The following is a 26,553-nucleotide window of genomic DNA, read 5'->3' on the forward strand; positions in this document are numbered from 1 at the left end:
CCTGCAGGGAGCCGACGACGATGGAGTCCGCGACGGACGTGCCAGAGCTGCTCCCGGTCTTGACGAGCCGGTACATCTCGGTCGAATCCGTCGTTCCGGAGAGCTCGACCGTGACGGTGGCCGACTTCTCCGTCTGGCGCTTCGGCGCGATCTGGCCGAGGGGAACGGACGCTTTGACCGCGTTCTCGACCTTGAAGGACAGGCTCGACAGGTCGATCGACGGAGGCACCGCGGCGGGCTCGTTGGTCGTGGGGGAGAAGAGGACCTCCGCGCCCGCCGTCTTGAACCAGCCTTTGGACGCGTCGAAGGCCGGGCCGTTCCATGCCTTAGCCGCGAGCCAGCTTGCCGCGCATCCCTTGAGCGCGATCTCCACGCTGGGCGGCTTCGTCCCCTCTGCGGAGATCGAAAGCGAGTCCACCTTGCATCCTTCGAGCTGCTGGAGGGCCGCGTCGGACGCCCCGACCTGCTGGACGAACGTCAGATAGGGAAGCGATTCGCCCATCTTGATGTCGTGCGTGTAAGGGGCGCTTTCCCCCGATACGGAGTCGCTGCCGAGCGCCCCGAAGAGCGCCATGCCGATGAAGTCGGCGAACGCGAGCGTCGTCAGCTTCGCGGTCGCCTCGGAGCCTGATATGTAGCGCCCCGCGGTCGTGTCGCGCTTCCCGTTCGTCAGGCTGACGGAGTCCGTGGACGTCGATGCGTCGATGCCCTCGGAGTCCGCGCTCGCGAGGACGGTCACGGTCGGCGCCGCAGGGGACCCGGCGGCGGTCTGCTTGCCGAGTCCGAACGTTCCATGGTTCTTGTTCATATGCTCATCTCCTCGATGATTCTTGCAGCCTCAGGAGAGGCGGCCACGTTTACCGAAACCTCGTAGTCGAGCAGGTACCCCGCGTGCCTGCGCCCGTCCGAGTCGCCCCAGGATTCCGCCTCCTTCACCTGGGGGACGCCGATCTCGTTGGCGGCTCCTCCGAGGTCGATGTCCACGAGAGGGAGTTGCATCGCGACCGCTTGGTAGGCGTTGGCTATCCTGGCGGCCTCGTCGGACGTCGGGGCCGTCGCCGCGACCGTGACCCACACGTGGAACGTGACCCCGAGCACGCCGCCGGTCAAAAAGCCCGATACGCCGAACTCCCTGGCGGTGCCCCATGTGGCCACGTGCAGCGGCTCGGGCTCCGATCCCGGCAGGTCGAGCGTCACGCGCGGCCGCGGCACGTTCGGGGCCAGCTCGGAGATGCGCGAGAACAGGGCTTCGAGGTCCGCGTGGACGCGCATGATGGCGGGCCCCGCCACGTCGGCGATCATGCGATCACCGCGCGGCGCGACCTGCGGCCCTCTATGACGGCGTCAACGTACGGTATGCCAGTCCACGCCCCCTCCGCGCCCGTCGCGAGCGTGTAGCTCGTGTAGACGCCGTCGACGCTCTGGCCCCGCGCGTTCTCCGCACCCAGGCGCGGACGGAGCGCGGAAGCCGCGAGCCTCACTGCGGCCTCGCGTATCCTCGCGTCGGGAGTCGCGCCGTACTTCACGTTGGCCGGTCCTCGCGATTCGGACACGGCCTGCCGGTCGCTCACAAGCTCGCCGAAGTCGATTTCGCGGGCGTCCTGCACGGGCAGCTCGTTGAGGCCGGGGGACAGGCGAACCCTGATCCCGCGCTCGCAGAAGCTCCTCCCGGTGCAGTCCTCGATTGTCTCCTCGGCGGCCTGGATGGCGGCGGCGATGTCCGCCGCTGGGTAGCGGGCCTCGTCCTCGAACCCGTCGTTGTTCTTCCGGCCGTACGAGACCACGTCGGAGGGGGAGCAGTACCGAGCGCCGACGCGCTCCACATGGGTCGAGAACGATTCGACCCCGCATTCCCACGCGATCTCGTAGCGCCCGGGCGAGGGCATGAGCTTGACGGCGTCCTTCTCCGCGAGCACGGCCATGCCGCCTTCCACGCGCGCCTCTGCGCTCACGCTGCCGCACACGGCCGTGGCGCTCGCCCCCGACGTTTCGACCGAGACGGGGCCGTCCGATGCGGCCCACCTCGTCTCGACGTCCTTTCGGAGCAGCAGGGTCATTTCGCATCCCCGCCGCCGGCGCGTTCGGCGATGAGCGCCTCGATCTCGGCGACGGTCGCCTTCTTCGGCACTTCGATGCCGAGCGCTCCGGCGCGCTCGGCCAGCTCCTCCTTCGGCGTCTTCGCCTTGCGTCCCGGCTCTTCTTCGACGGCGGCGATCAGACCTCGCGCCTCCGCCTCCTCGTTCGTCATGACCTCGCCTTCGAAGGCGATAAGCACGCCGTCGCGGACGACGCGCTCCTCGGCCGTGTAGACCCCGGCCATGGCCTACGCCTCCGCCGCGATGCCGAGGTCCGCGCAATGGCAGAAGCACGCCGGCATGTCCACGCGCAGGCATGCGGTCGTTTCGGCGAGGATGGTGTACTCGTTCTGGATCAGCTGGCTGTCCTTGAGGCCGACGATGACCTCTTCGGGGTCGGCCACGTCGAAGCTCGCGCCGGCGGGGTAGTAGACCAGCGCCGACTCCTTGGCCTGCACGCTGTCGTGAGCAGCGACGGTCATGTTCACGTCCTCGACGACGGTCAGGCCGGCGATGGTGCCGCCGTTTGCGATCTCAGGGAACAGGTACCGCCCGGTGGAGTCCTTCTCCTCGGACAGCTCCTCGATCGCGTACGGGGAGAGGCATACGTGCGTCGGGGCGATGCCGGTGGCGACGCGGACCTTGCGCTTCATGGCGGCGAGGGTGTCCTTGATGTTCTTCCCTGACGCCTTATTGTGCTCGAGGATGCCGGTCGTGTTGAGCACGCCCACGATGCCGCTGCTGTTGGAGCCGCGCAGGGCGTACTCGTTGCAGCGCAGGTCGAGTCCGAGCAGGAGCGAGTTCGTCACGATGCTCTCGAGCAGCTTGTATCGGTTGGCCGTCTGGCGCTTGATGGGCATCCAGTGCGCGATCGTCTCCAGGTTGGCGACCGCCGGGGTCCACTGGAGAGCGGACTCGGGCTTGTTGCCGCTGGTCCACCCTGCGGCTTTGTTCGTCAGGACCGGGGCGCGGTAGAAGTGCTCGTCGCCCTCGGTCGCGCCCTTCGGGATCGTTGCGAGGAACCCGGCAGGCGGGGCGACCGGGCCGCCGATGTCGTAGCGGTAGATCTGCGGGGTGGTAAGCCCGGACACGGCGTTCGCCGGGCGCGCGAGGCTCGGCATGGAGTTGCCGATCGGCGCGCGGCCCTGCCAGCCGTTGGAGATCCCGGCGAACGTGGTGATGTTGCCGAGCAGCTGCGCGCCGATAGTGGCGGACTCGGCGCGAGCCGCCGATCCTGCTTCGCGCAGCGCGCGGTTCTCGGCCTCGACCTCGGCGGCCGCGTCCATGATCAGTTCTCGGGTCAGAGCGATGCGCCCGCTCATCTCGCGAGCGGCGTCGTTGTCGCCGGACGCCACGAGCGCGGCGACCTGACCCTCGTATTCGCGCAGGCTGTCCTGCAGCGTTGCGATTCCAGGCATCTAGTTCTCCAATCTGTACAATTTCGAGTCGATGACGACGACGCGCTCCTGCGCTTCCGGCTGGCCGGCCTCCTGGCCGTCCGCCCCGTCTGCTGCGATGGTCGCGGACGTGTCACCCGCGACGGCTGGCGCGGGATCACGCGAGCCGGACGGCGGGAACGCTGCGCGCGCCTTTACGGTCTCGCATGGCGAGAACTCGCCTAGCAGGGCCTTCGCTCCTTGGGGAGCGGATTCGATGGTGGCCGCGTCGTCCGTGGCGCAGGCTGCTGCGGCGACGGCCTGCTCGACCCTGTCGACAAGGCCGGCTTCGAGGGCATCGTCGGCCGTGTACCACGTGGTCGCGTCCATGGCCGCCGCGAACTCCTCCTTGGACAGCGCCCCCCGCGCCGCGTAGATGCCGGCAATCTGGTCGTCGACGCGCTCCATCCAGTCGGCCGTCTCCCGCAGGTCGCACGCGGTTCCGCTGCACCAGATGGACGCGTCGTGGATCATGATCCAACCGACGCTCGACATGACGACCTCGTCTGCGGCCGCGATGAGGAACGACGCGGCGGACGCCGCGACCCCGTCGACGTGCGCCGTGACCCTTCCGTTGTGGGACCTGAGGGCGCTCATCATGGCGTACGCGTCGAACACGCTTCCGCCGCCGCTGTTGATCCTCAGGTTGACGGGCTTGCCGTCGGCCTCCTTCAGCGCGTCGAGCAGCTCCTTCGCGCTCACGCTCTCGCCCCACCAGGTGTCCCCGATGTCCCCGTATATGGAGATCTCCACCTCGTCGGCGGAGTCGTTGATCCGGTACCACTCCCTAGTTTCGCTGTTCGGCATCGTCGGTTCCTTTCGCTATCGCGTCGTCTACGAGCTCGCCCGTCATGAGGTACGCGCCGCAGTGGGCGGCCGCCAGCTCGACGGGGGCCATCACCTGGGCGGCGAAGTCGCGCGTCCTGTCGCAGTCCCCGTCGGCGCGCGCCCTCTTCTCGATCCTGCGCCGCGCGTCCGCTATCACCGGCTGCAGCCTTCGCAGCGAATCGGCGGCGGCCCTCTCCTCGATCCCCGACACGCCGTCAGACTGGCCGGACGTGCCGGCGGTCGCCGCGTCGGGGAGCTGGGGCATGCCGTCCTCGTCGAGCACGTAGTAGGCGGTCGGCTGCAGGAGCCTGTCCTGGCCCGGCAGCCAGGGGATGTCCTCCTGCGTCGCGCACCAGGCGCGCGTGAATATCCCGGCGTACACGCCGATGCGGAACCCTTCCATTCGCGTTCGGAAGTCGCCCCTCAGCAGGCCGTTGACGTTGAACTTCAAGCGGTACCCGCTGTCTGACCCTCCGAGGGACGCGGCGCGGTCCAGCACCGGCTGGAACGCCTGCTCGATCGCCGTGACGTCCGGCACCACGGTGTTCTTGACGAAGTCGATGTCCGCGCCGGACGCGCTCGTGGCCGACGCCTTGTCGTCTGCGAACACGTGGTGCATGTCCACGTGGCAGGCTCGGCAGACCTTCTCCAGGACGAACCTCTCCTGCGCGACGATGTCCATGCCGTCGAGCGCGATCGAGACGTCGTGGTACTTGAGCCCGCGGTCGAACACGCGGATGCTCCCGGCGTTCTCCGGGCCGCGGGTCGCGTCCAGCGACTCGCGCACCGCCTTCACGTCGTCGGGGGAAAGCTGGTTGTCGGTCTCGAGCCATCCCTGGAAGAAGTTGCCGTTCTCTACCAGCGTTCGGTAGAAGTTCACCAGGTCGACCGACAGCCCGATGTCGTTCGCCGCCATCTCCACGATGGACCGCCCCGTGACGCCTCCGTCCTCGCTGACGTCGGTCTTCAGGACCACGAGATCGTCCTCGCGGCACGTCCACGGATCGTTGAAGTAATCTCGCCCCGCCGAGTACGTCGCCGTGCCGGTCGCGCGGTCGAACGAGTAGCCGACTGCGGCGAGCACGGGCCGCAGCTCCCTCGCCGCGCCCCTGATCGGGTCCCTGACCACCCGGATGTACGCCGTTCCGAAGACGTCTCGCCGGATCATGGCCCAGGCGATCAGATCTCCCCACGCCATCATCGAGTTGGGGCGATGCAGCACGGGCGCGAGCCAGTGGCCGTCGTCCGGCACGCGCCCGTTCTCCACGCGCATGAGCACCGAGACCGGCAGGGAGCGCACCGCGCGCGCCTTGACGGTCTCGCATGCGAGGAAGTCGTTCGACAGCAGGGCCCCGTACCTCTCGATCCTAGACTTCGGCGGGATCTTGTCGAGCAGGTCGAGCTGCGTGCGCGGGCCTCCCGCCACGGGCGCCGAGCCTGCGGCGAGCGCCTTCGGGGACGCCCATCCCGATACGATCTCCTTAAGCGATCTCATGTTCCTCCTAGCGGCCGTTTCCGAGGATGATCCCTCTCGTGTCACACGCTCCACACGCCGCCGGTCTCGGCGAACGAGAGGGTCTCGGGCATGGTCGCGGTCATCCACTTGGCCATCGCCGCGGCGACGGCGGCGTCGATGCGCTCGGTTCCGCACCCGTGCCTCTCGCACGCGAAGCGCTTGCCGAACGGCTCGCGCTCCAGGTCGCGGCAGTTCGACAGGTGGTCGGCCAGCTTCGGGCACCCTTCGAGCGCGCAGGAATGCGAGCGCACCGCCTGCACGACGAGCGAGCACGCCGGGCACATCACCTTGTTGGATTGGGGGACCTCGTAGATCTCCACGCCGTAGTCGTCCTGCAGGTGCTGGGCCATCAGGAGCAGCCGAGCCTGGTCGATGCCGACGGGGCAGCGGTAGCGCTGGTGCAGCTCCGCCACCAGCTGCTCGATCTGGCCGAGCGGGTAGTAGCCGGCCTCTCCCGGGTCGTCGTAGACCCACTCGTGCCAGCAGTCCACGCCGTCGGCGATCTGATGCGCGACGATCGCGAATGCGTCGCCCGACGTCGCGCCGTCGATCGCAAGGCAGAAGCGCTTGGAGAAGTCGAAGCCGTTCTCCACGCGCTGGCAAGCCCTGATGTCCGACATCCGCATTGATCGGTCGGCCGACTTCTCGAGCGGGAAGCGGTTGACCTCGTATCGCTCGAAGCTGGCGCGCGAGAGCTTGCGCCTCTGGTCGCGCATGTAGTCGAGGCCGCACCACGACATGGGATGCGTGCGCCTCCACATGCGCTCGTCGTCCACGTCCTCGTCGTCGCGCGCTCCGAGCCATGCGACGTGCACGGCAGGGTCCTCGCGCCATTCGGGCAGCTTGTCCCATAGGAAGCCGCTGCGAGACTTCGCGGCGGTGGTGATGATGATGGTGAGCGCGCCGAATATCTTTCCGTTGCCGGAAACGACCGCGTCGTACAGCGCGCTGTCCCTGTAGATGTGGGCCTCGTCCAGGATGCAGACGTTGAGGTGCCACGATTGCAGGGCCTCCTCCGAGTACGGCATGACCATGATGCGCGCGTCGGTCTCGCGGTTGACGATCTCGTCCTTGCGTATCTCCCATAGCGCCCGCAGGTCGGGATCCTGCCGGATCATCGACTTGAGCTTGCCCATGTCCTTTGACGCCTGCACCTTCGTCCCGGCGATGATCGCGTACTCGCCTGCGTGGGTAGGCTCCATGGTGGCGATGGTGAGCAGCGTTCCGCATGCGAGGTCGGACTTGCCGGAGTTTCGCGGCAAGCCGAACACTACCGTGTTGATCTTGCGGCGGAACCGCCGCGCCGCGCCCTTGCCGACGTATCGTCCCTGGCCGAACACGGGCCGCCAGAACATATCGCGCTGGAACGGATCGAGCCTAAACGGCACGCCGAAGAACTCGTTGTCCGTGTGGCGCACATGGGACGTCAGGAATGCTTCGTACGCATCGGCGATAAACACGCCGGCTTTGCTGCAGCGCGCCTTGTCCACGCCTGGCTGAAACGCCTCAGCCATTGCTGCCTTGCATCGTGCGCATCGCTTCCATGACCTTCTTCGGGATGTCTGCGGCGAGCGACGTGGTCGCCGCTTGCGTCAGCTTCAGCCGTTCGGCGGTGAGGGTGTCCAGGCCCAGCACGCCCGACAGCTGACGCATCTGGTTCACCGCGTCTTTCCACGTGCGGAAGTCGGGGTTCTGCACGACGTTTCCGGCGGCCGTTAGGCACGTGGTCTTTATCGTCCCGTATTCGCCCGACATGTTGTCGAGCGCCTGGCGGCTGATGGCGTACGCCATGCAGTACTGCTCGATCAGCGGCAGCTCCTGCCGGCGGAACCTCGTCTGGTTGTCCATGACGATGTGCCATGCTTGCTCGGCGTACGGGTTCATGGCCACGACCTCGGGGGCGCGCGGGCAGATAGTCGGCTCCGCGTCGATATCCCGATTGTCGCGAGCCGCCAGCTTGGGCGCCGGCTTCCTTCCTCGGCTCATAGCCCGGCCTCGCTCAACGCCTCGTCGATTCCGAGCGCGGCTTTGAGGCAGACCGCCCGCAGGGCCGGAGCGCACGACAAGGCGTAGCGGTTGAGGGACGTCGACGCGGCGCGCGCCATCATCACCGCGTCGGCGATGTTGTCCACGGTGGCCGGCTTCGGCTTGACGGGGCGGGGAGGCGCCATCTTGATCACCTGGATCAGGTGGCCGGAGTCCTCTTCGAGCTGACGCTTTCGCTGGGATGCCTTACGGCACGCGGGGCTGCAGTACACTGCGGTAGAGCGCTTCGCCGCGAAGTCGCTCCCGCACACTGGGCATGTCTTGATGGTTTCCATGCCTCGATGTTCGCCGAGGTGTCACTTACCGTGACGTTAGCGTGACGGCCGATACTCCAATTTCATCGAAATGCGCTCTTGAGACTGGCGCGCGGTGGGGAAGCGGGGCGGGAGGCTATTCCGACCCCTCACCCCTCCTGCGCTCTGCGTCGATGCGGGCGTGCGCCGAGGCGGACAGCAGCACGAGGTTCGCCTGGTCGTCGGCGCCGCCGTCGCAGAGCGCGACGCGATGGTGCACCCCGGCCCCTGGCTGGGAGATGCGCCACGTCCCGTCCACCTTCACGGCCACCTGCTCGCCGGTCACGGCGCAGCGCCCGCGCTGTCGCTCGATGACGGCCTGGCGGGATCTGCGGTACGCCGATCCGTAGCCGTCGGCTCGCCACGGCTCCGAAGCCAGGCGCTCGGAGTCGGGCCTGCGCCCGGTCCTGGGACGGGCGGGGGAGTGCGTCTCGACGCGGCAGGCCGTCCCGTCGGGCACCAGTCGGGGGATCCTCAGCTTCCTGGCCATTCCGTGCGTCCTTTCGCGCGCGACGCCCCGCGCCGGCGATGGGGCGCGGGGCTGTCGGGAGGGTGCCGGCCCGATCGCCGGCACCGTGCATGATGGGGGAGGCGTCACCCGATCCAGCGGTGGAGCTCGCGCACGTCCATCCCCAGCCGCATCGCGAGCAGGTACTCGGTCTGCGCGCCCCTGCTCGCCCTCCATCCCGGCAGCAGGCAGACCCCGTCGCACTTGACGAGCGTCTCGATGCAGGACCGCATCGCCGCGCGCCACTCGGCGTCGGGCGGGACGAACCAGTGGGGGACGACGGGCCGGAGGCCGAGCTCGGCGAGCTGGTCGGCGGCGTCCTCGAACGCGAACCGGTTGAGGCCGCGCACGCCGGTCACGGGGCCCGCCACGTAGACCCTCACCGATCGCCGCCTTCGCCGAAGCTCACGGACAGGCCGGCGGGCATCCTGAAGAAGAAGGCCGCCCCGGCCACGAGGATCGCGAAGGCGGGCACGTTCTGGCCGGCATGGAACAGCCACCCGGCTATGGAGAGCGCGGCCACCGCGATCACGGTCATTCCGGCGAACACCAGCATGATGAACTTCATATTTCCTCCAATCTCAAGTACACGCCGGCGGGATCGGCCCACATCTTCGCCACGTGCTTGTCAGCTACCTGCTGGTCGCCCCTGTAGTAACCGAGCTTCTGGCATACGTCCCAGAACGTCTTCTCCACGTTGTCCAGGTCGGGCTTGGTGCCCTTCGGCGTCCCTTGCGGGTGCCTGCCGTCGGTCGGCCAGCACAGCCTCAGATCCGCGCGCAGCGGCCCTCTGAGCGGCGCAGGAGGCGCGAAGGTGGCAAGATGCGCCTCCCACTTCGCCTCCGCCGCTTTCAGGGCCGCAGATTTGACGAGACGCGCCTTTCCGCGCGAATCGGAGACGGCCACGAGGTCGTTGTGCGTCGCGGTCGGCGGCACCATCGGCTCGAAGAACTCGATCATTCGCTCACCGCCTCCCGCTTGCACGGCACGACCATGTCGTATGCGTCGTAGCGCTCCTCGCAGCACCAGCACCCGTACAGCCACTGTTCAGGGTGGGTGCAGCCATCCCGGCAGTGGCGCCTGGCGTACTCGTACTCGTCGATCTTGACGCATGCGTAGTCCGGTATCGCGCAGACCTCGCAGGCCGAGAATCCCGCGCGCTCGGCTTCCACGGCGCTGCCGTACGGACAGGTATCGATAATCTCCTGCTCTGGCCAGCTCATTTCGCGCCTCCCATCTCGGGGCGCTTGTAGCGGTAATCGCGGCCGCATCCTGCGCAACGCAGCGTCTCGAACCCCTCGGCGTCCGTGGATCCGACATGTTGCCAGAACACGTCGTGCAGGCATCGCGGGCAGTGCGGAATGCCGCTCACCTGCTTCGGGATTTTCTCGCCCTCGATCGCTGCCCGGATGCGCCAGGCGGCCTCGGCCTGCCACGAGCCGTAGTCGGCGGCGTTCTCGAGCTTCGCCGCGATCGCCCGCAGCGCCGCCACGTCGACGTCCTGCCTGCGGTACCCGCGCGCCGCGGCGATCTTGTCGAACAGCTCGGCGTCGACTTCGTCGACCATCGCGCGGATGGCGGCCTCGTCGAATCTCATGGTGGCCGTGAAGCCGCGCTCGCTCGCCTCGATGTCCGTTCTCACGATCCTGTCGAAGTCCATAATTGCTACCTTCTTTCTGGTAATTTGCCGTTCGCTTCGAAAATTCCGTTAGCACGTGCGGGGCGGGGTGGCATGGCCTAGGCGTCCCCACGCTAGAGGTGTGGGGCGTGGTTTTCGCCCCACACCGTGCCTGCCATCCCTCCCCCTGTGCAGGGGTGGTTAATAAACTCTTTATTAATAACTAGAATCGCCACCCCGCCACCCCTGCGACACTAGGAAGAATCGCCACCCCGCCACCCCCTACCAGTCAGCGAGCATTTCCTGCATGGTCGAATCGACCAGAACGCCCTCCTTCTCGCGTTCGGGGTCTACCGTTATCTCCGCCCATTTCGACTTCTTAGGGTCGGTCCACCGCCTTACCGATTCGAGGGACACCGGTTTTCCGTTGAACTCGCCGATACGCTCGTGGACGTTCTTCCGCGTCGTCTCGACCCCGTCCGCGACGCAAGCGGCCATGGCTTCGCGCAGGAGGTCGTTCTTCGCGTTCTGGCGCTTGCCGTCGTTCTCTGACTTCTTAGCCCGCCCGGCCTCCCGTCCCGCTGCGAGGGCGAGCACGTCCCCCTCGAACGCCAGGTCTCCGAGCGCGCCGGTCTCGTCGGGCCGGTGCACCGGGTAGTCGAACCACAGGTTCACGGCATCGAATCCGGGGAACTCTCGCAGAGTGCCTTCTATGCGCCACGCGGTCTTTGCTTTTGCGGCGGTTCTCGCGGCGTGTACGGCTCCGAGAAGCCCGGTGACCAGTCCTTCCCCGACAGGGGCCAGCATCGCCTTGCAAGCGGCAAGCATGTTCTTCTCCATAACCTGGTCGTCCTGCGGCACTACGTCGCGCCATCCGGCAACTTCGGCCACTTCGTCCATGAACGCGGCGCAGCGAGCGCACACGGCCTCTCCCTCCTGCTGTTCCTTGATAGCGTCGGTAAGGTGCAGCTCGATGATGTCCAAGATCGCGTCCGGGTCGCGGGCGAACACGCCCGACCCGCTGGAACGGTCCATGGATCGCTTGCCGCCCTGGCTCCCCTTGCTGTGATGGTGGCAGTAAATGACCGCGCAGCCCAGGCTGTCGGCAACCCTGTCGAACTGGTTGCAAAAAGCGGCCATCTGGTCGGCTGAGTTCTCGTCGCCCGTGATGACCTTGTAGATCGGATCGATCACCACGGCGATGGGCCGCGTTTTGAGCGCTCGTCGGATCAGCGAGGGCGCCAATTGGTCCATGGGCTTGGACTTGCCGCGCAGGTTCCAGATGTCGATGTTCGCCACGTTGCCGGCAGCGCATCCCATTGCCTCGTAGACGTCCTTGAAGCGGTGAAGGCAGCTTGCCCGGTCTAGCTCCAGGTTCACGTACAGAACACGTCCCTGCGCGCATCCGAACCCCATCCATTCGCGTCCTTCCGCTATGGCTATGCACAGCTCGATGAGCGCGATCGACTTGCCGGCCTTGGAAGGCCCCGCCATGAGCATCTTGTGCCCTTGGCGCAGCACCCCGTCGATGAGCGGCGGCGCGAGGTCGGGAATCTCGTCCCATACGTCGGCCAGGCTCTCCGGGTCGGGCAGGTCGTCGTTCAGCTCCTCGATCCACTCCTTCCACTCGTCCCATGACGCGCGCCCTATGTTGGTCGCCACGAGGAACTGGCGGTTGCCGCCGCGCGTCACGCCGGGCATGCGCGACAAGCGGCTGGGATTCTTATTCTGCGTGTCCAGCTTCAAGCCGTACTTCTGGCATGTCCGGTACAGGTAGTCGACGCGCTTCCTGAACTCGTCGTAGTCCTTGGCGTCGACGCGCACTATGGCGTGCAGCGACTTGTTTCCACTGTGGACCAGCGCGGCCACGGGCAGCTCCAGCTCCTCGATGATGCCGCGCTGGCGGTCTATCTCCATATCGTCTGATTCCACGAGCGCATAGCGGAACTCGGTGACGTTGTCGTTTCGCACGCCCTTGCCGTCCAGGGGATTGAACCGGATCCACGCCCCCGCCTCGTCGTTCGGCTTGCCGAGGACGCAGTCTATCGGCTCGTCGTCGCAGTACTTGTGCAGCTTGGCGATGATATCCCCGGCCGTCATCGTGTGGACGCCCTTGCCCTTCGGCTTCCATCGGCCGTCCTTCTCGTCGAGCCACGAGTCCGTCACGCAGCTCACGATCTCGTTGGCGTCGAAGAGCGTCTCCAGATACCGTACGAGATCGCGCCAGCCCGTCCAGTCGGCGCCCGGATCGTCCACGTGCACCGGCTCGATCCACGACGGATCGAGAGGAGACACCTCGTCGTTCCAATCGAGCGCGGTCCCCATGTCGGCGAGCGGAGCCCATCCCGCATCCTTGGCCGTCTGCACGATGGTGCCGCCTGCGACGGGCGTTCCGGCGGATTTGCCGAAGTCCCGCCACTTGCGCTCCATCGCACCGTTGCCCTTGTAGCGGGCGACGTCTCTCCGGCTCCACGAGTCCCATACGTCGAATCCGTACCCCTCGTGCTTCAGCGCCATGCCGATCTCGACCCACTGCTGGTACTGCAGCGTGGACGGGTCGATCGCGTCCAGGCACTCGGTCAGGTCGTAGCCCTCGCCGCTCACGGAAGAACCTCCTCTGCTTCGGAGAACGGACACGGGTCGAGCTGGCATCTGCCGCACGGCCATGTCGAAGTCATCCAGCACTCTTCGCATGGCCAGCATTCGCGCACGGGGATCATCTCTTTTTCATGATGGCAGTAGAACAGAACGTTTCCCTTCCTGCACCTGGCGAGACCGGTGCTCTTCTTCCTTTTCGCCATTTACCTCGCCGCCTTCGGGTCGTAGGTCGCGGGATCGACGGTCGAAGGGGTTCGCCAACCGTTCGCGCTGATGCGGCTGATCATCTTCGACGCGTCGTCGAAGCCCCACGTGCCCACGTGCTGGAAGCCCCGCTGCTCCAGGAAGCGGATCTGCTTCGGCGTCGTAAGCCCCTCGGCGCGGCGCTTGTCGAGCCTGTCGAGCAGGAGCGACGCCTTACCGGCGTTGTCCACTTCGTCGGGGAATATGCCGAACTTTTCCAGCGCGGAGATCTGCTTGTCGGAGGCCGGGGCCATCTCCCAGCCGAAGGCGGGGACGTAGTTCGTCAGGTCCTCGGCCTGTATCGACATCTCGAACTGCAGCGGGTCCACGAGCTTCCGTTTGCGGCTCTTGCATGCCGCCAGCTCTTTGGCAAGAGCCTCCTCTCGCTGGGCCACGACGTCCTGGGCGGCCTGCTTCTCCGCCTCCTCTATGTCTACGGGGCACCCTGCGGCGCCTTCCATGTTCTCGGTCATCTTGCGGGCCACGTCGTCGCTCTCCGCGATGAGGTGCGCAGGGCGGCACAGCTCGTGGCGCTCTACGTGCCAAAGGAAATCGAGCAGCAGCAGCTCGGCCTTGCCGGTCTCGGGGCTCAGGCGCGTGCCGCGCCCGACCATCTGGCAGTAGAGACTTCGCACCTTGGTGGGGCGCAGCACCACTACGCAGTCGACGGCCGGGCAGTCCCAGCCCTCGGTGAGCAGCATCGAGTTGCACAGCACGTCGTAGCGCCCCGCGTCGAAGTCATCCAGCACGTCCGCTCGGTCCTGGCTCTCGCCGTTGACCTCCGCCGCACGGAACCCTTTCGATTCCAGGATGTCGCGGAACTTCTGCGATGTCTTAACCAGCGGCAGGAATACGACGGTCCGGCGTTCCTTGCATCCGGCAGCCACCATTTCGTCGGCGATCTGGCCCAGGTACGGGTCGAGGGCCGTCCCTATGTCGGACGCCTTGAAATCGCCCGCCTGGACGCCGACCCCGGACAGGTCGAGCTTTAGCGGCACCGTCTGCGCCTTGATGGGGCAGAGGTACCCCTCCTTGATCGCCTCCGGCATGCTGTACTGGTAGGCAAGGCTGTCGAACATGCTTCCCAGGCTCGCCTGGTCGCCTCGGTCGGGCGTGGCGGTAACGCCCAGCACCTTCGCCCCGTCGAAGTATTCGAGCACGGCGCGGTAGCTGTCGCTGACGGCATGGTGAGCTTCGTCTACGATGATGGCGTCGAAGTAGTCGCGGCTGAACCGCTTCAATCGCTTCTCGCGCATGAGCGTCTGGACGCTGCCGACGGTCACGCGGAACCATTCCCCTAGGCACGTGCGGTCGGCCTTCTCGACGCTGCAGCCGAGTCCTGCTACTTTCTTGATCTTGTCTGCGGCCTGGTCGAGCAGCTCGCCCCGGTGCGCCAGGACGAGGACGCGTCCTCCTGCGTCCACTTCGTTCTTGGCGACGGTCGCGAACACGACCGTCTTCCCGCAACCGGTGGGCAGGACGAGCAGCGTTCGCCGCCTGCCCTGCCCCCACTCTCCCTCGATGGCCGCAACAGCTTCACGCTGGTACGGTCGCAGCTCCATTTACATCGTCCACCCTTGCTGTTGGGGCTGCTCGTCCTGCTGCGGCGCGTCGGCGGGCGCGATCCAGTCGAAATCGTTCGCTTCCCGCTTGACGCCGTCTTTCAGATACTCGCGGACGGTCGCTTTCAACCAGCCGGACATGCCATCGATCCTGCTCCACGCCATGGGGATCTTGCCGGTGTCGGGATCTTTCTCGAAGCCCAGGCACTCGAAGAACTTGGCGATGCGCCATGCGGTCTTCGTGTTGAGCAGTAGGCTTTCGGTGATGGTCTCGACGCCGGTATCCGTCATCACCGTGAGCTTCACTTCGGCTTTAGGGCACGGGGCCATCTTAGCCGACCCGTCGAAACGCTTCCTCTCGAAGCCGGACACCTGGAACTGGTACACGCCCTCGGGGAGAAGGGTGAATCCTCCGTCGTCGGATACCTCGTCGTCCCAGTCGAGTGCTACGCCCTTGTCTTCTGCCATGGCTCATCTCTCCTTTAATTGATTGATCGTTTGCTTGTTATTCGAACGGCACCGGGCGCGCGTCCAGGATGTGGTCGCGGCACTTCGGCCACTGCGCGACCAGGCACCCTTCGACGAACGCCTGCGGGTAGTTCTCGGCCGGCGTGTCGATGGTGAAGAATCCCTTGTCGGCGGCCATCTTTCGAACCTCGTCCACGGTCACGTCGTCGGCTTCCATCAGCTGCAGCGCAGGCGCCCAGAAGTCCGGCAGTCCGGAGCCGTTCGCCTTCGCCGTGTCGCTCACCACCGTGCCGTCCTGCGCGAACGTGACGCTCTGCACGGGCTTCGGAGCTGCGGGACGTTCCTGGCGCGGCGCGCTGCTCAGAGCAGCCCGTGCTGGAACGGCAGGGGCCGGGACCGCTGCGGCGGGAGCCGGCGCGGCTTGCGCCGTCGGGCTCGGAGCCGCCGCCGGCACGAAGGCCGCTATCTGCGCGTAGTCGAGCGGGATCTCCGGCGGCAGGCCCCAGCGGTTCTTCGCGTCCCAGCAGGCGTGGTGCTGCGTGTGCAGCACGCGCTTCTGGCCGCCGCGGGCCTTGCCCTTCGCGCCCTTGCCCTCGCCGACCGTCTCCACGATCGTCTCGTAGTTGGCGAACAGCACCGCGTCCGCCCATTCCTTCGTTTTCGCAGCGTTCGACATCTTCGCCGCGTCGATGAGCGCGAGCGCCCAGCGGTTGTAGCTCGCGGCCTCGTCGGGCTGGTCGAATTTGCGGATCGCAGCGTGGGCCGTGAGCACCACGTTGACGCCCGCCTCCGCGACGTCGGACAGCAGGTTGAGAAGCTTGCCGAACTCCTCGACCACGAACGTGTAGCCTTTTCCGTAGCTCGCGTCCTCTATGCTCTTCCAGTTCTTCTCGGCGCAGACGTGGCGGATCGCCAGCTGCTCGGCCCAGTCGGCGGTGTCGATCACGAGGGTCGAGCAGGGGAGCGCTGCCTTGACCTCGCGCACTTGGTCGAGCAGCATCTGCCAGCTTCGCGGGACTTCCGTGCGGGCCACGTCGTAGTGCTCGGTAGAGCCCTCGGTGTCGATGAACAGCGGATCGGGGAACTTCGACGCGAACAGGGTCTTGCCTACGCCTTCGGGCCCGTACACGACGACCTTCTGCGCCTTCGGCACGATGCCGCGCGTGATGTTGAGCGCCATCTACATCACCCACTTCGACTCGGTCTCGACGGCCTCGGCGTCGAGCACGGCATGGTTCGGGGCGATGGGATTGCCGCAGTTGAGCACCTTTCCCGCGTCGGGATGCGCAGCCTGTCCGCCGTAGCCGTCCTCGATGACGATGGAGCATTCGTCTCCCGTGCTGACGCGGGTGGCGATGACCTGCAGGCCCTCGGCCTCGGCCCACTCCCCGAACTCGCGCATGGTCTCGGCGTCCATCTGCTCCAGCTTGTCGACGAGGACGAAGCCGCACTCCGGCTTGAGGCGCCGCACGATCGCGGTTGCGGCCCGCAGCTGCTCGGAGCCGCTCATGCAGTCCCACTTGCGGCCCTGGTAGGTCAGCAGGCCGTTCTCGACCGCCAGGCCGGGCAGCGGGAGGTCGGCGCCTTTCAAGAGGTCCATCTTCGCCCGGCGCACCGACTCGATGCGCTCGGTCATCTCCGCGTACTGCTCGTCCAGCTCCTCTGCCTCGCGCTCGGCGTCCAGGCGGCGCTGGTTGTCGCGGACCTTCGCGTTGACGGTCTCGATCTGCTGCAGCTCTTCCTCGATCTCGGCCGTGGACTCGTCCTGCAGCTGCTCGGCGGTCTTCTTCGCGATCAGGAGGTCGGCGTGCAGGTCGGAGACCTCCTCGCACTTCGCTTCGAGGGCTTTCTGCAAGCCGGCGATCTGCTCCTGGATCAGCAGAGCATCGTTCGTGGCGTTGTCGTACGCCGTTTTCAGCTGCTCCGCCTTCTGCCGCTTCTTCTGGTTCTCGCCGTTCCTGGCCAGGATCTCCTGCTGGCTCTGGATCAGCTCCATCGCGCTCACCGGCTCGGCGGGCGCGTCGGGGTGCATGGGCATGTCGGCTGCCGCGCCCTTCTTCTGGTCGCGCATCTGCCCGATGCCGGTGCGCTGGTTGTAGAGCGTCTGCTCCTCCAGCTCCAGGCACGCCAGGTCCTCGCCCACGCCGATGATGCCGAGCAGCGTGCGGGCCTTGTCCTTGTCGTTCATCGCGAGGAACTTCGGCAGGTCGAGCGCGAGCGACTCCACGAACGAGTCGAGCAGCTGCTGCCCGCCCTTGCGGCCCTCCGGGTCCGTCACCTTCAGCGAGCCGGACTTGCCGCGGCGCTCCACGACGATGCCGTTGGACAGCTCCACCCGCAGATGCGGGTCGGTCGCGCTGCCGTCCCGCTTGGCGTCGCTCGGCCGCTTGCGGTCGCCGCCGAGCGCCCAGGCGATGGCGTCGAGCACGCTGGTCTTGCCCTGCCCGTTGCGCCCGCCGATGACGGTGAGCCCGTCCTCGGACGGCTCGAGGGCCACGGCCTTCACGCGCTTGACGTTCTCGACTTCCAGGCTGTTTATCTTCACGGCCATTCTATTCCTCCTCTTCGGTTTCTTCCTCAGGCGCTGATTCGAGCCATGCGCCCACCTCGGCGACGACGTCGGCGCATGAGAGCGGCATCTCCCAGCCGTCGGCCCTTGCCAGGGCTACGGCGTCGCGGAACGCCCTCGCGTACTCGACGGCCCAGCGGGGATTCCCCTCGTCGGCGCCGGTCGCGTACGGGATCGCGACCTTGACTCTGCGGGCGGACGAGAGCCAATCCTGCAGAATCGACACGCCTGCCATGCAGGTGGCCTTTCCGATCCGGCGCGGGCCGTCCCAGCCCGATGCGTTCACGGCCTCCGCCGCCTTGCTGCGGCGGCTCCACTGATCGTCGCAGCCCATGAACTCGTCCATGGCGCGCGCCATGGTTTTCTCCGGGTACGGCCCCTCCATGAGCGCGGCCACCAGGTAGTCGCTGACGGAGTCCAGCGCCTTCTCGGCCGCGTTGGCGTACGCCTCGGCGAGCTCGCGGGCCGCCGACGCCTCGGGGTCCTCGGCCTCGTCCGGCGCGTAGACGACGACGCGCGCGCCGTTCCATCGGTCCGCGATCGCAACGTACGCGGCCCCGTCTGGGGCGTCGGAGCACGCGGTCTCCAGGTCGTCCGGCGTGCGGCAGGTCGCCACGTAGGACATGCCCTCGACGCTCTCCAGCAGCTCGATGCCGAGCTCCGCGGCCTTGGAGCGCAGCTCCGCCATGGCCCGCTCGTTCTCGGCCTTCTCGCGGAGATCCTTGGCGATGCGCCGCCAGTCCTCGTGCCGGCAGCTGGCAAGCTGCTCGACCGCGTCCTCGTCGCCGGCCTCGTCGAACTCGGCTATGGCCAGCATGCGGTCGAGCGTCATGTCGTCTCCCGCGTCGTCGACGGCCTTCCTGGCGCGCCGCAGCCTCGCGGCGCTGCCCTTGGCCATGCGCCCAGCGCGCTCGACCTTCTCCGGGTCCACGCCGAGCAGCAGCATCTGCTGGACGCCGCGGCTTCGCTCGATCTCGGTCAGCTGGCGCTTGTCGTCGGTCGCGACCATGGCCACCATGGCGTTGGCCTCGTCCATGCCGTCGCACACGACGGCATGGCAGCGCTTGAGGCGGTTGGCCTTCATGGCCTTGTAGCGGCGCTCGCCGTCCACGATGCGGTAGATGCCTCCGTCCTGCACGACCACGATGGGGTTCACCGGCTCGCCGGGGTTGACCGCGTTGAGCATGCAGCTCTCGGCCAGGGCGGAGATGTCGCCGAAGTCCTGCCTCGGGTTCTTCTCGTCGGGGTACACGTCCTCGACATTGATTTCTCTGAGTTCCATTGACACCCTCCTAACAGGGGTTTCGTTGAAAACCCCCACTCGTTTCACTTTTTTCTCGGGTTCGTTCCCGTGACTTCCCGCATGCGGCGCAGTCGTGTCTTGGCGGCGTCGTACGGCAGCTTGAGGCGGCGGTACTCCCACTTTTCAAGATCGAGCAGGTACTCCGCCTGCGCCTTGTCCCTCTCGTAGCGGCTCATGGGGCAGCTCTCGCGCTTGGCGGGCCTCGGCCTTGCGTCGAAGCGGCGCGTCGCGCGCAGCGCCTCGCTCTCGGCGTACACCGCTCGCTGCTCCGGGGTCATGGCCGCCAGCGCCTCGGCGCACGCCGCCTCGCGCCCTGCCAGCTGCTCGCGCATCCGGCACACCCGGCACCTTCCGTCCCTGTCGAGGGCGGAGCGCCACGTGGCGCACTCGTCGCACCATACGAGCCTCGTGCGGCAGCACCTCAGGGACAGGCCGAGCCTGGCGGCGGCGTGCTCCACCGATTTGCGCGAGCGCTTGAGGTTGCGGCATATCTCGCGCACGGGGATCCTGCCGGCCATGTCGCGCAGCCGGTCGATCTCGGCGGTGGTCCACGCCCTCTGGGCCGATCCCCTTCGCGTCATCGCGGCATGGACGCTTTCACGTGCCGCCAGCTGCGGACCAGGGGGCGGCGCCCCGTGACCTCGGCGAACTGCAGCTGCAGCCACGTCGTGCCGGCCTGGCTGTCGAGCGTCGGGTCGAGATGCGGGTGTATCCGGTCGGCCAGGCCGGGATTGTCCATGATCAGCAGCCTGGACAGGCACGGCCAGTGGGCCATGGCCAAGCCGGGGAGCTGGTGCACGACCGCCTGGCCCGCGTCCGTCGTGCGGACGACGCGCAGCACGTCCAGGTACAGCGCCGTGTAGTTGTTGACGGCCGGGTCGACCTTTGACGGGGCCTTGCCCCACGCTACGGCCTCGCGGGCCGCCTTCATCGCGGGCGCCTGCTCCACGGTCACCACCATCCCTGGGCCATGCCGTGCGCCGCCAGAACGATGACGGCGTAGGTGACGGCGAACGACCCGAACGCGAACAGCAGATCGCTTCGCATGTCGTTGTATGCTCCGCGCCGCCCGCTTTCGCGGCCCTTGAACGACGATCCCTTCATCTGACGCCCTCCTCGAACCATTCGTCGAACCACTCGGGCTTCACCAGCTGCCCTCGCTCGCGGCCTGGCGGCAGGAACGTCTTCAACCGCCCTCGGCTGGCTTCGCGCCGAAGCGTCGTAGGGGACACGCCCGACGCCGCCGCGATCTCGCTGATGGTGTACGCTCCTTTGACCGGCAGCCCGACCAAACGGGCCATCCCGAGGAGCTGACCGGTATCTCCGATGGTCTCCATTGTGGTATCCTCTCTCATGTCATGCGGGCGTTCCTGGCAGGGATTGCCGCCCGCTTGTCTTTCCGGCCACCGCATTACGCGGTGGCTTTCTTGTTCAGCGCGTAGCCCATCAGCTGCATGTCTACGGCGATCGGCCTGGTTCCATTCACGATGACGTTCGATTCGTCGGCCAGGTTGGCTCCGACGTTCACGCTTCCGGGACTCGACCTCCTGATGTGCACGGAGTCGACGGTGTAGACCTTCCCGTCGGCCAGCGACAGCAGCTTGTCGCCGACGGCTACCGTGTCCCCGTACGCGTCCATCAGCCCGAGCGCGTCTGCGATCTGCTGCGCGTCCACGTGCACGGAAGCGCAGCGCTGCTTCTCGGCCATCCCCGACTCGATGCGGGCGACGGCCTCCTTGAGCTCCTCGAACTCGGCGAGGGTGGGGTACTTCCTAGGCGTTGCCATGTCTCGCCTCCTATCGTTGACGGTTCGACTTTGCGTCTCGGGCGGCCTCCTGTTCGATGCGATAAAGGCGCTTGTTGGCCTTTAGCGCTTCGGAATAGGTAAAAAAGATGCTTACTAAGATCGCAACGCTTGGTCCGTCCCATTGGCGGATCCAATCCGTAATCCATTCCATCTGGGCATTCACCTCCTTTTCGCTTTCTTTCGGCTTTTCGCGAGCTTGACGATGTCGAGAAAAAACACGAATCTCCGGCGACCGGCGCTTACAGATTGGCGGCCACTCTCGTGGCGACCTTCGTCACCGGATCGTTGCTCCATGCTGCGAGGTTCTGGTATTCAGAGCCGATTGAAGCCAAGCTGAGAAGCATGGCGAATGCGGCTATTGCGCCGATGATGGGCGCAGCCCAGCAAACCCCGGCCCAAACGGCCTCTCCGCCGCGCTTCTCCTTGCGCCAGGCAGCCACTGCGGCGACGGCGCAGACGGCGACGATCGACAGCTCGATGGCGACGGCCATCTGGTACCCTGAGATCGCGAGTTCGCACGAAGCGATCTTTTTCGCGACGTAGTCCGGCGTCGCGATCTGGCTTGCGAATTCGAACAGTTCCATTGATCTTCCTCTCTATCCCGCCTTGCGTTCGTCCCATCCCATGAGGTAGTCGGGCGTCACGCCGAACAGGTCGGCCAGCGCCCAGGCAGTCTCGTAGCCGATGCCGCCCTTGCCGTTCTCGTAGTTCATGATCTTGTCGTACGGCATTCACTCACCCACTTTCGTCACCAACAGCGCCACGGCTGATAAGCCCGCCAGAAAGCAGGAGCAGATCAGAAGACCCGCTTCCTCCTGCAGTCCTCCGAGGAAGGCGCCCACGAAGCACACAATCGCCGCCCAGGCGAACCCCGTAGCAACTGCGCGGAATATCCACATTGGCTTCTCCTTCAATTTTCTAAACGCGCTCTTCAGTCAATCCCAGCAGGTAGTCCACGGTGCATCCAAACAGCTCGTGCATCTTCTTGAGGGCCGATGCTTGAGGTGCGAATTCGCCACGTTCCCAGCGGGCAACGGAGTTGAGAGAAACTCCCACGGCCTCTGCGAGTTCGCCCTGCTTCAATCCCAACCGTTTGCGCTCGCTCGCGATGTTGTTTTTCATAATCACCTCCTATTCGTGGTATCGCGAAACAAACTATATACCAACATTACTTGGTAATGCAACACCAAATTTGACTTTCTATAATTGGTAGGTGTATATTTCCGAAACCAACAGAAGGAGGTGCGAAATGGAATACCCTAATAGAATTAGAGAACTCCGAAAAGCCGCAAAGATGTCTCAACGAAAGTTGGCTGAAATCGTTGAAGTTTCGGACACTTCTCTTCAGTATTACGAATACGGAGATAGAGATCTTCCCGGCGATGTGATTATTAAACTATGCAAGGTATTTGACTGCACCGCCGACTATCTTCTCTGTGTTGAAGACGACGATGGGGTAACTGGTTCGAGAAGCGCTATCAAGCCCTCATACTCCCATCACGTTGTCCCAATGCTCGGAAATGTCGCAGCAGGGGAGTGGCGGGAAGTGTACGTGCAGGATGGCGAGACTGTCTCCATCCCCGACGAGTTTCGGGATTCGCACCCTCGCGCTTTCGGCGTCAAGCCGACGGGGCACAGCATGGACTTGCTGTTCCGCGACGACGAGATCGCGCTCTGCGATCCCGATATGGACGTGCGCGACGGGAGCGTGGCCCTGGTCGGAGTCAACGGCGACGAAGCGACGATAAAGCGCGTCTTCTTCGCCGGCAACACCATCGTGCTGCATGCCGAGAGCACCATGGTCGAAGACTACCCAGACATCGCTATAAATACCAAAGATCCCGCCTCGCCGCCCGTCCATCTCATCGGAGAGGTGTTCTGGAAGACTCTTCCAGCGAAGCCTATAAAGTTCTAGGAGGGGCGTGACGAGCGAAAAGAAGAAGGGGGTGCGAATCTCCTGTTCGCCGCCAGGGCGTCGTTTGAAATGACGCTCTTATGTGAATGCCGAATCGCGAAGAGAGGGAAAAATGAAGTTAGTTACGAAGACCATGGTGTCAATTGGGTGTGCGGCTGCTATCTCGTGCGTTGCTTTCGGATGCAGCTCTCCAGAAAATGCGACTCAAGAGCAAAACGAACCTGCCATTGCAAGCATTGATCAGAAGGCGGCTCCATCCGACATCGTTGTCAATGAATCTGGATTCACGACAGACGAACATGGTATCGTGTATTTCGCCGCCATCGTTTCGAATCCGAATAGCAACTGGGCCGCCGAGAGAATCGAAGTAACGGCGATATCGAAAGACGAATCCGGCACGATCATCGGCACTCAAAAGCAAATGGTCAAGTTGTTGTTCGCGAACGGAAAAACAGCAGTATGCGGAACGGCGAAAAACGCATCCGCTCCAGCGTCTGTCGATTTCCAAGTATCGGTTCCCGCGAACGCTTGGACTCAGACCGATGTCACCCAGGCCGATTTTGAAAAAGATATCCATATCAACGGAATCAATGAAATAAACGACGGATCGATTATGACGTCGTTTACCGGAGAAGCTGTGAATAATTCCAAGATAGCCTACAGCGTTCCGGCTGTGAACGTCGTGCTCAGGGCCGAAGACGGATCGATCGTGACGGGCTACTCTGGATTTGTAGCCACCGAAATGCCATCTGGATCCGTTATGCCGTTCTCAGTTGACGCGTTCAATGTTCCAGCGCACGCATCGATCGAGGCATACATAGATTGTGGTTATCCTCAGCAGTAGCTCGGAATAACGCAGCCCCGCGTCCGGCAAGACTATACGGGGCTGCAACCTAACCTGACGGAAAGGCAAGGTGGATTGTACCATGCCGAGGAAGAAACGGCGGCGCTCGTGGGGTTCGATCACGAGCGTGACGAAAACCAAGCACGTCCTGCGCTGGGTCGAGAACACGCCTGAGGGGCGGAAGCGGCGCTCGCGCACCGTCGAGTGCACTTACAAGGAGGCGTGCTTCGAGCTGAGCCGCCTGGAGGTCGAGCATTCGGAGGACCGCCCCGTCCCGACCATAGGGGAGGCGTACCGAATGTGGTACCTGCCGTGGATCGAGCGGCGGGTTGCGGACGGTCGCACGAAGCCGAACACCCGCGACGCGTACGCCGTCTGCTGGCGCAACGTGGCGGCGCCGCGATGGGATCGCGTGCCCGTGGACAGCGTCGAGCCGGCGAGGGTCCAGGAGTGGCTCCTGACGCTCTCCGTCGGCAATGCTAGCCATGCCGTCGTGATCCTGCGCAAAGTGCTGGACTTCGCGGTCCAGTACGATCTGGTCCTATCGAACAAGTTTCGCCTTCCGTACGAGATGCCGGTCAGAAAAGCGATCGAGAGGCGAGTCGGGACGTACGACCTTGCGCGCGCGGAAGCCGTGCTCGCGAAGCTGCGAGGGACCATCGTCGAAGCACCCTACATAATGGCTTGCTTCGGAGGGGCGCGCACGGGCGAGTCGCTGGGCGTCAAGCCGGAGGAAGTGGAGCTCGTCGAATCCCACGGCGTGCGACTGGCGGTCGTGCCGATAGTGCGTCGCATGGAGAAGGCGGGGGAGGCCCCGATGCCGGACGGCGATCTCAAGAACCCGCAGAGCGTGAGGACGACCGTCATACCGGAGCCTTACGGGGTCCGCTTGCACGAAATAGCGCGCCAGAGGATAGCCGAGGGGTCGGGATGGATGGCCGACCGCGGCGACGGGGTGCCGCTCAGCATGAACTCGTTGAAGCACGCCTGGGAAGCGTCCGCCGGCTCTGACGCGATACCGTTCGCCAGCCTCCGGAACTCATGGCGCACCATCGCCCAGTACGATTGGATGGTAGACTTCGACACGTTGGAATTCCTTATGGGGCACGTCCTGCCGGGGGTGACCGGCAAGCACTACCTCAAGCCGACGGTCGACAACCTGGTGGACGCCGTGGGCCGCGCCTTGGTGCAATCTGCGTCCAGTTAGGATATTTAAGGATATTTCGACGAATAACCCCAGGTCAGAGAGATTAAATCTTAAGCCTTCCTTCTTCGCAGGGCGGTTAAGAAAAAGTGGTGGAATGTTATTTTATTTGGTTTGGTCATCATGGCGGTTTACGGATTTTCCGAATCTCTTGCTTCAAGATGTGAGTGCAACTATTTTCTTTTGGCGCTTGGCGCAGAGTTACTTTATGGTAGCGAGAACTATCGGCTTGGTGTGAACGATTCGTCAGCACAATGACTGGCAGTGAGTTCAGTTATGTTGATTGAAACTAGAAGAAAAGACATTGTTTGGAACTATATCGGAACTATCGTTTCTATGGCGGGTGGCTTTGCCCTGATTCCCTTCCTTGTTCATTTTCTCTCGGAAGACGAATTGGGTCTCTGGTATGTCTACATGGCTATCGCAAATCTAGCTGTCCTGTTTGAGTTCGGATTCGACCCAACATTTGCCCGCAACATCGTCTACGTAGTGAGCGGCTCAAAAAAGCTATCGAGTAAAGGGTGCGACCGAGTCCTTTCAGGCGAAGGTGTCGATTGGCATTTTCTCAATGTAGTTATTCACTCTGCCAAGGTGATTTATGGGGGCATCGCGTTATTGGTGCTTATCGGGTTGTCGACCTTTGGGACGGCATACATCTGCTATGTGAGCGCAGAGATTTCAAGTGTGGAAATATGGCTCTCCTGGGCCCTTTTCTGCGTCGCTGTTTTCTTCAACATCTACTTTCTTTGGTCACTCACCTTACTTCGCGGTTACGGGGATGTTGCGGGAGAGAGCCGTGCTAGGACGTATTCTAAACTCATTCAATTGTTAGGTAGTGCTGCCTTGCTTGTGACGGGAATGGGGTTGCTTGGCGTAGCTATAGGGTACCTTACGAGTTCGCTGCTGCTGCGGCTTTTTGCAATCAAATATCTGCATAGTCATAGTGATGTGGAGAGGGAACGGAAGCTGGACGGCAAAAAGCCGACCTGGCAAGAGACGAGAGAGGTTTTGGGTGCCGTAGGTCACGTTGCATGTCGGGATGGCGTGGTTTCGTTCGCGAACTACGCTTCGACTCAAGCTATCACAATCATAAGTTCGCTTTTTCTAGGACTAGCGGCTACAGGAGTTTTCTCGATTATTCTCCAGTTGGCAAATGCCATTGTTAATTTTGCCGCTGCTTATCCAAAATCGTATTACCCAGCGTTGCAATCATATTTCGTTCAGGGTAATCGCAAAAAGCAAGTAGAGATCATTTCTACGGGCATTGTTGCCTACTGGGCTCTCTTTGTTTTGGGGACCTTTGGAGTGGTTGCGGCCATTTTGCCATTAATTCCATTGCTCAAGCCGGGTATGGAGATAGATCTCTGGTTGTTTCTCGGAATGTCTATTTACATGGGACTCTGGAGTCAGCATGGCTTATTTTGCAACTATATCGTGAGCATGAATGAAATTCCCTACATGGTCGGTTACCTTGTAGCTGCAATCATAGGCATCGGTTTGTCGGGTTTATTTTGTGGTGCTGCGAACCTCGGTTGCTGGGGGATAGTATTGGGTCAGGCGATCTCTCAAATTTTATACAATAATTGGAAGTGGCCTCGGTATTTATGTCGAAAGCTGCAAACCAATTACCTTGCCTTGCTTTCGGGGGGTTTGCGTCACTGGAAAGTTTTCTTGGCGAAGGAGCTACGTCATTCATGAGATACTTGCGAGCGGGAAGTTC

36 protein-coding genes are annotated in these 26,553 nt (G+C 64.2%); 4 read left to right on the forward strand and 32 right to left on the reverse strand.

What is annotated here, in order from left to right; genetic code table 11:
• The 32 genes from LG373_RS03230 to LG373_RS03385 form a co-directional block, all read right to left on the reverse strand.
• Positions 1 to 808 (reverse strand): hypothetical protein (locus tag LG373_RS03230; protein ID WP_225748994.1); only part of this gene is annotated, 808 nt, incomplete at its 3' end.
• Entirely contained in the window at positions 805 to 1,302 is a 498-nt protein-coding gene (locus tag LG373_RS03235) for a hypothetical protein (protein ID WP_225748995.1), read from the reverse strand. The genes LG373_RS03230 and LG373_RS03235, both read right to left, overlap by 4 nt.
• The gene (locus LG373_RS03240) at positions 1,299 to 2,057 is read right to left on the reverse strand and encodes a hypothetical protein (RefSeq protein ID WP_225748996.1); all 759 of its coding nucleotides are present in this window, start codon (positions 2,055 to 2,057) and stop codon (positions 1,299 to 1,301) included. Before LG373_RS03240 ends, LG373_RS03235 begins: the two co-directional genes overlap by 4 nt.
• Positions 2,054 to 2,320: a hypothetical protein gene (locus tag LG373_RS03245; protein ID WP_225748997.1), complete on the reverse strand. Its 267-nt coding sequence runs from the start codon at positions 2,318 to 2,320 to the stop codon at positions 2,054 to 2,056. Before LG373_RS03245 ends, LG373_RS03240 begins: the two co-directional genes overlap by 4 nt.
• Positions 2,321 to 2,323: 3 nt before the next feature.
• A complete protein-coding gene (locus LG373_RS03250) occupies positions 2,324 to 3,493 on the reverse strand; it encodes a phage major capsid protein (protein ID WP_225748998.1) in 1,170 nt (389 codons plus the stop codon).
• On the reverse strand, positions 3,494 to 4,318 hold the full coding sequence (locus LG373_RS03255; RefSeq protein WP_225748999.1) for a head maturation protease, ClpP-related: 825 nt from the start codon (positions 4,316 to 4,318) through the stop codon (positions 3,494 to 3,496). It abuts the gene before it with no gap.
• Positions 4,299 to 5,834 carry a phage portal protein gene (locus LG373_RS03260; RefSeq protein ID WP_225749000.1) on the reverse strand — a complete coding sequence of 512 codons (1,536 nt, stop codon included), beginning with the start codon at positions 5,832 to 5,834 and terminating at the stop codon, positions 4,299 to 4,301. The genes LG373_RS03255 and LG373_RS03260 overlap by 20 nt, the downstream gene beginning before the upstream one ends.
• 41 nt (positions 5,835 to 5,875) lie before the next feature.
• On the reverse strand, positions 5,876 to 7,369 hold the full coding sequence (locus LG373_RS03265; protein WP_225749001.1) for a terminase large subunit domain-containing protein: 1,494 nt from the start codon (positions 7,367 to 7,369) through the stop codon (positions 5,876 to 5,878).
• Positions 7,362 to 7,841, reverse strand: a complete 480-nt coding sequence (locus tag LG373_RS03270) for a P27 family phage terminase small subunit (RefSeq protein WP_225749002.1) — start codon at positions 7,839 to 7,841, stop codon at positions 7,362 to 7,364. Before LG373_RS03270 ends, LG373_RS03265 begins: the two co-directional genes overlap by 8 nt.
• The gene (locus tag LG373_RS03275; RefSeq protein WP_225749003.1) at positions 7,838 to 8,176 is read right to left on the reverse strand and encodes a hypothetical protein; all 339 of its coding nucleotides are present in this window, start codon (positions 8,174 to 8,176) and stop codon (positions 7,838 to 7,840) included. The genes LG373_RS03270 and LG373_RS03275 overlap by 4 nt, the downstream gene beginning before the upstream one ends.
• A gap of 115 nt (positions 8,177 to 8,291) precedes the next feature.
• Positions 8,292 to 8,684, reverse strand: a complete 393-nt coding sequence (locus LG373_RS03280) for an HNH endonuclease (protein WP_225749004.1) — start codon at positions 8,682 to 8,684, stop codon at positions 8,292 to 8,294.
• Positions 8,685 to 8,788: 104 nt separating this feature from the next.
• On the reverse strand, positions 8,789 to 9,085 hold the full coding sequence (locus LG373_RS03285; protein ID WP_225749005.1) for a DUF4406 domain-containing protein: 297 nt from the start codon (positions 9,083 to 9,085) through the stop codon (positions 8,789 to 8,791).
• Positions 9,082 to 9,270 carry a hypothetical protein gene (locus tag LG373_RS03290; protein WP_225749006.1) on the reverse strand — a complete coding sequence of 63 codons (189 nt, stop codon included), beginning with the start codon at positions 9,268 to 9,270 and terminating at the stop codon, positions 9,082 to 9,084. Before LG373_RS03290 ends, LG373_RS03285 begins: the two co-directional genes overlap by 4 nt.
• Positions 9,267 to 9,662, reverse strand: a complete 396-nt coding sequence (locus LG373_RS03295; RefSeq protein WP_225749007.1) for a RusA family crossover junction endodeoxyribonuclease — start codon at positions 9,660 to 9,662, stop codon at positions 9,267 to 9,269. Before LG373_RS03295 ends, LG373_RS03290 begins: the two co-directional genes overlap by 4 nt.
• The gene (locus LG373_RS03300) at positions 9,659 to 9,925 is read right to left on the reverse strand and encodes a hypothetical protein (protein WP_225749008.1); all 267 of its coding nucleotides are present in this window, start codon (positions 9,923 to 9,925) and stop codon (positions 9,659 to 9,661) included. The genes LG373_RS03295 and LG373_RS03300 overlap by 4 nt, the downstream gene beginning before the upstream one ends.
• On the reverse strand, positions 9,922 to 10,362 hold the full coding sequence (locus LG373_RS03305) for a hypothetical protein (RefSeq protein ID WP_225749009.1): 441 nt from the start codon (positions 10,360 to 10,362) through the stop codon (positions 9,922 to 9,924). Before LG373_RS03305 ends, LG373_RS03300 begins: the two co-directional genes overlap by 4 nt.
• A gap of 240 nt (positions 10,363 to 10,602) precedes the next feature.
• Positions 10,603 to 12,924, reverse strand: coding sequence for an AAA family ATPase (locus tag LG373_RS03310; RefSeq protein WP_225749010.1), 2,322 nt, complete (start codon positions 12,922 to 12,924; stop codon positions 10,603 to 10,605).
• Positions 12,925 to 13,121: 197 nt separating this feature from the next.
• A complete protein-coding gene (locus LG373_RS03315) occupies positions 13,122 to 14,723 on the reverse strand; it encodes a DEAD/DEAH box helicase (protein ID WP_225749011.1) in 1,602 nt (533 codons plus the stop codon).
• Complete coding sequence (locus LG373_RS03320; RefSeq protein ID WP_225749012.1) at positions 14,724 to 15,191, reverse strand: hypothetical protein; 468 nt, start codon at positions 15,189 to 15,191, stop codon at positions 14,724 to 14,726.
• A gap of 37 nt (positions 15,192 to 15,228) precedes the next feature.
• Positions 15,229 to 16,371: an ATP-binding protein gene (locus tag LG373_RS03325; RefSeq protein ID WP_225749013.1), complete on the reverse strand. Its 1,143-nt coding sequence runs from the start codon at positions 16,369 to 16,371 to the stop codon at positions 15,229 to 15,231.
• Entirely contained in the window at positions 16,372 to 17,742 is a 1,371-nt protein-coding gene (locus LG373_RS03330) for an AAA family ATPase (RefSeq protein ID WP_225749014.1), read from the reverse strand. It abuts the gene before it with no gap.
• 1 nt (position 17,743) lies between these two features.
• Positions 17,744 to 19,042, reverse strand: coding sequence for a ParB/RepB/Spo0J family partition protein (locus tag LG373_RS03335; protein ID WP_225749015.1), 1,299 nt, complete (start codon positions 19,040 to 19,042; stop codon positions 17,744 to 17,746).
• A gap of 44 nt (positions 19,043 to 19,086) precedes the next feature.
• The gene (locus tag LG373_RS03340; protein WP_225749016.1) at positions 19,087 to 19,644 is read right to left on the reverse strand and encodes a hypothetical protein; all 558 of its coding nucleotides are present in this window, start codon (positions 19,642 to 19,644) and stop codon (positions 19,087 to 19,089) included.
• Positions 19,641 to 20,024 carry a hypothetical protein gene (locus LG373_RS03345; protein WP_225749017.1) on the reverse strand — a complete coding sequence of 128 codons (384 nt, stop codon included), beginning with the start codon at positions 20,022 to 20,024 and terminating at the stop codon, positions 19,641 to 19,643. Before LG373_RS03345 ends, LG373_RS03340 begins: the two co-directional genes overlap by 4 nt.
• Positions 20,015 to 20,167 carry a hypothetical protein gene (locus tag LG373_RS03350; RefSeq protein WP_225749018.1) on the reverse strand — a complete coding sequence of 51 codons (153 nt, stop codon included), beginning with the start codon at positions 20,165 to 20,167 and terminating at the stop codon, positions 20,015 to 20,017. The genes LG373_RS03345 and LG373_RS03350 overlap by 10 nt, the downstream gene beginning before the upstream one ends.
• On the reverse strand, positions 20,164 to 20,400 hold the full coding sequence (locus LG373_RS03355; RefSeq protein WP_225749019.1) for a hypothetical protein: 237 nt from the start codon (positions 20,398 to 20,400) through the stop codon (positions 20,164 to 20,166). The genes LG373_RS03350 and LG373_RS03355 overlap by 4 nt, the downstream gene beginning before the upstream one ends.
• A gap of 74 nt (positions 20,401 to 20,474) precedes the next feature.
• Positions 20,475 to 20,849 carry a hypothetical protein gene (locus tag LG373_RS03360; protein ID WP_225749020.1) on the reverse strand — a complete coding sequence of 125 codons (375 nt, stop codon included), beginning with the start codon at positions 20,847 to 20,849 and terminating at the stop codon, positions 20,475 to 20,477.
• Between the two features lie 10 nt (positions 20,850 to 20,859).
• Positions 20,860 to 21,021 carry a hypothetical protein gene (locus LG373_RS03365; RefSeq protein ID WP_225749021.1) on the reverse strand — a complete coding sequence of 54 codons (162 nt, stop codon included), beginning with the start codon at positions 21,019 to 21,021 and terminating at the stop codon, positions 20,860 to 20,862.
• Between the two features lie 88 nt (positions 21,022 to 21,109).
• Positions 21,110 to 21,454: a hypothetical protein gene (locus tag LG373_RS03370; RefSeq protein ID WP_225749022.1), complete on the reverse strand. Its 345-nt coding sequence runs from the start codon at positions 21,452 to 21,454 to the stop codon at positions 21,110 to 21,112.
• Between the two features lie 12 nt (positions 21,455 to 21,466).
• Complete coding sequence (locus LG373_RS03375; RefSeq protein ID WP_225749023.1) at positions 21,467 to 21,601, reverse strand: helix-turn-helix domain-containing protein; 135 nt, start codon at positions 21,599 to 21,601, stop codon at positions 21,467 to 21,469.
• Positions 21,602 to 21,769, reverse strand: coding sequence for a hypothetical protein (locus LG373_RS03380; RefSeq protein WP_225749024.1), 168 nt, complete (start codon positions 21,767 to 21,769; stop codon positions 21,602 to 21,604).
• A gap of 19 nt (positions 21,770 to 21,788) precedes the next feature.
• Complete coding sequence (locus LG373_RS03385; RefSeq protein WP_225749025.1) at positions 21,789 to 21,992, reverse strand: helix-turn-helix transcriptional regulator; 204 nt, start codon at positions 21,990 to 21,992, stop codon at positions 21,789 to 21,791.
• A gap of 127 nt (positions 21,993 to 22,119) precedes the next feature.
• Between LG373_RS03385 and LG373_RS03390 the strand changes: the two genes are divergently transcribed.
• From LG373_RS03390 to wzx, 4 genes are all read left to right on the forward strand, one after another.
• Positions 22,120 to 22,785 (forward strand): LexA family transcriptional regulator, encoded by a 666-nt coding sequence (locus tag LG373_RS03390; RefSeq protein ID WP_225749026.1) that lies wholly within the window; start codon positions 22,120 to 22,122, stop codon positions 22,783 to 22,785.
• Between the two features lie 112 nt (positions 22,786 to 22,897).
• A complete protein-coding gene (locus LG373_RS03395) occupies positions 22,898 to 23,629 on the forward strand; it encodes a hypothetical protein (RefSeq protein WP_225749027.1) in 732 nt (243 codons plus the stop codon).
• A gap of 82 nt (positions 23,630 to 23,711) precedes the next feature.
• Positions 23,712 to 24,836: a hypothetical protein gene (locus LG373_RS03400; protein WP_225749028.1), complete on the forward strand. Its 1,125-nt coding sequence runs from the start codon at positions 23,712 to 23,714 to the stop codon at positions 24,834 to 24,836.
• 273 nt (positions 24,837 to 25,109) lie between these two features.
• The gene (gene wzx, locus LG373_RS03405) at positions 25,110 to 26,531 is read left to right on the forward strand and encodes an O-unit flippase-like protein (protein WP_225749029.1); all 1,422 of its coding nucleotides are present in this window, start codon (positions 25,110 to 25,112) and stop codon (positions 26,529 to 26,531) included.
• Positions 26,532 to 26,553: the final 22 nt, after the last annotated feature.

Source organism: Paraeggerthella sp. Marseille-Q4926, assembly GCF_916618935.1.
Taxonomy (GTDB): domain Bacteria; phylum Actinomycetota; class Coriobacteriia; order Coriobacteriales; family Eggerthellaceae; genus Paraeggerthella; species Paraeggerthella hominis.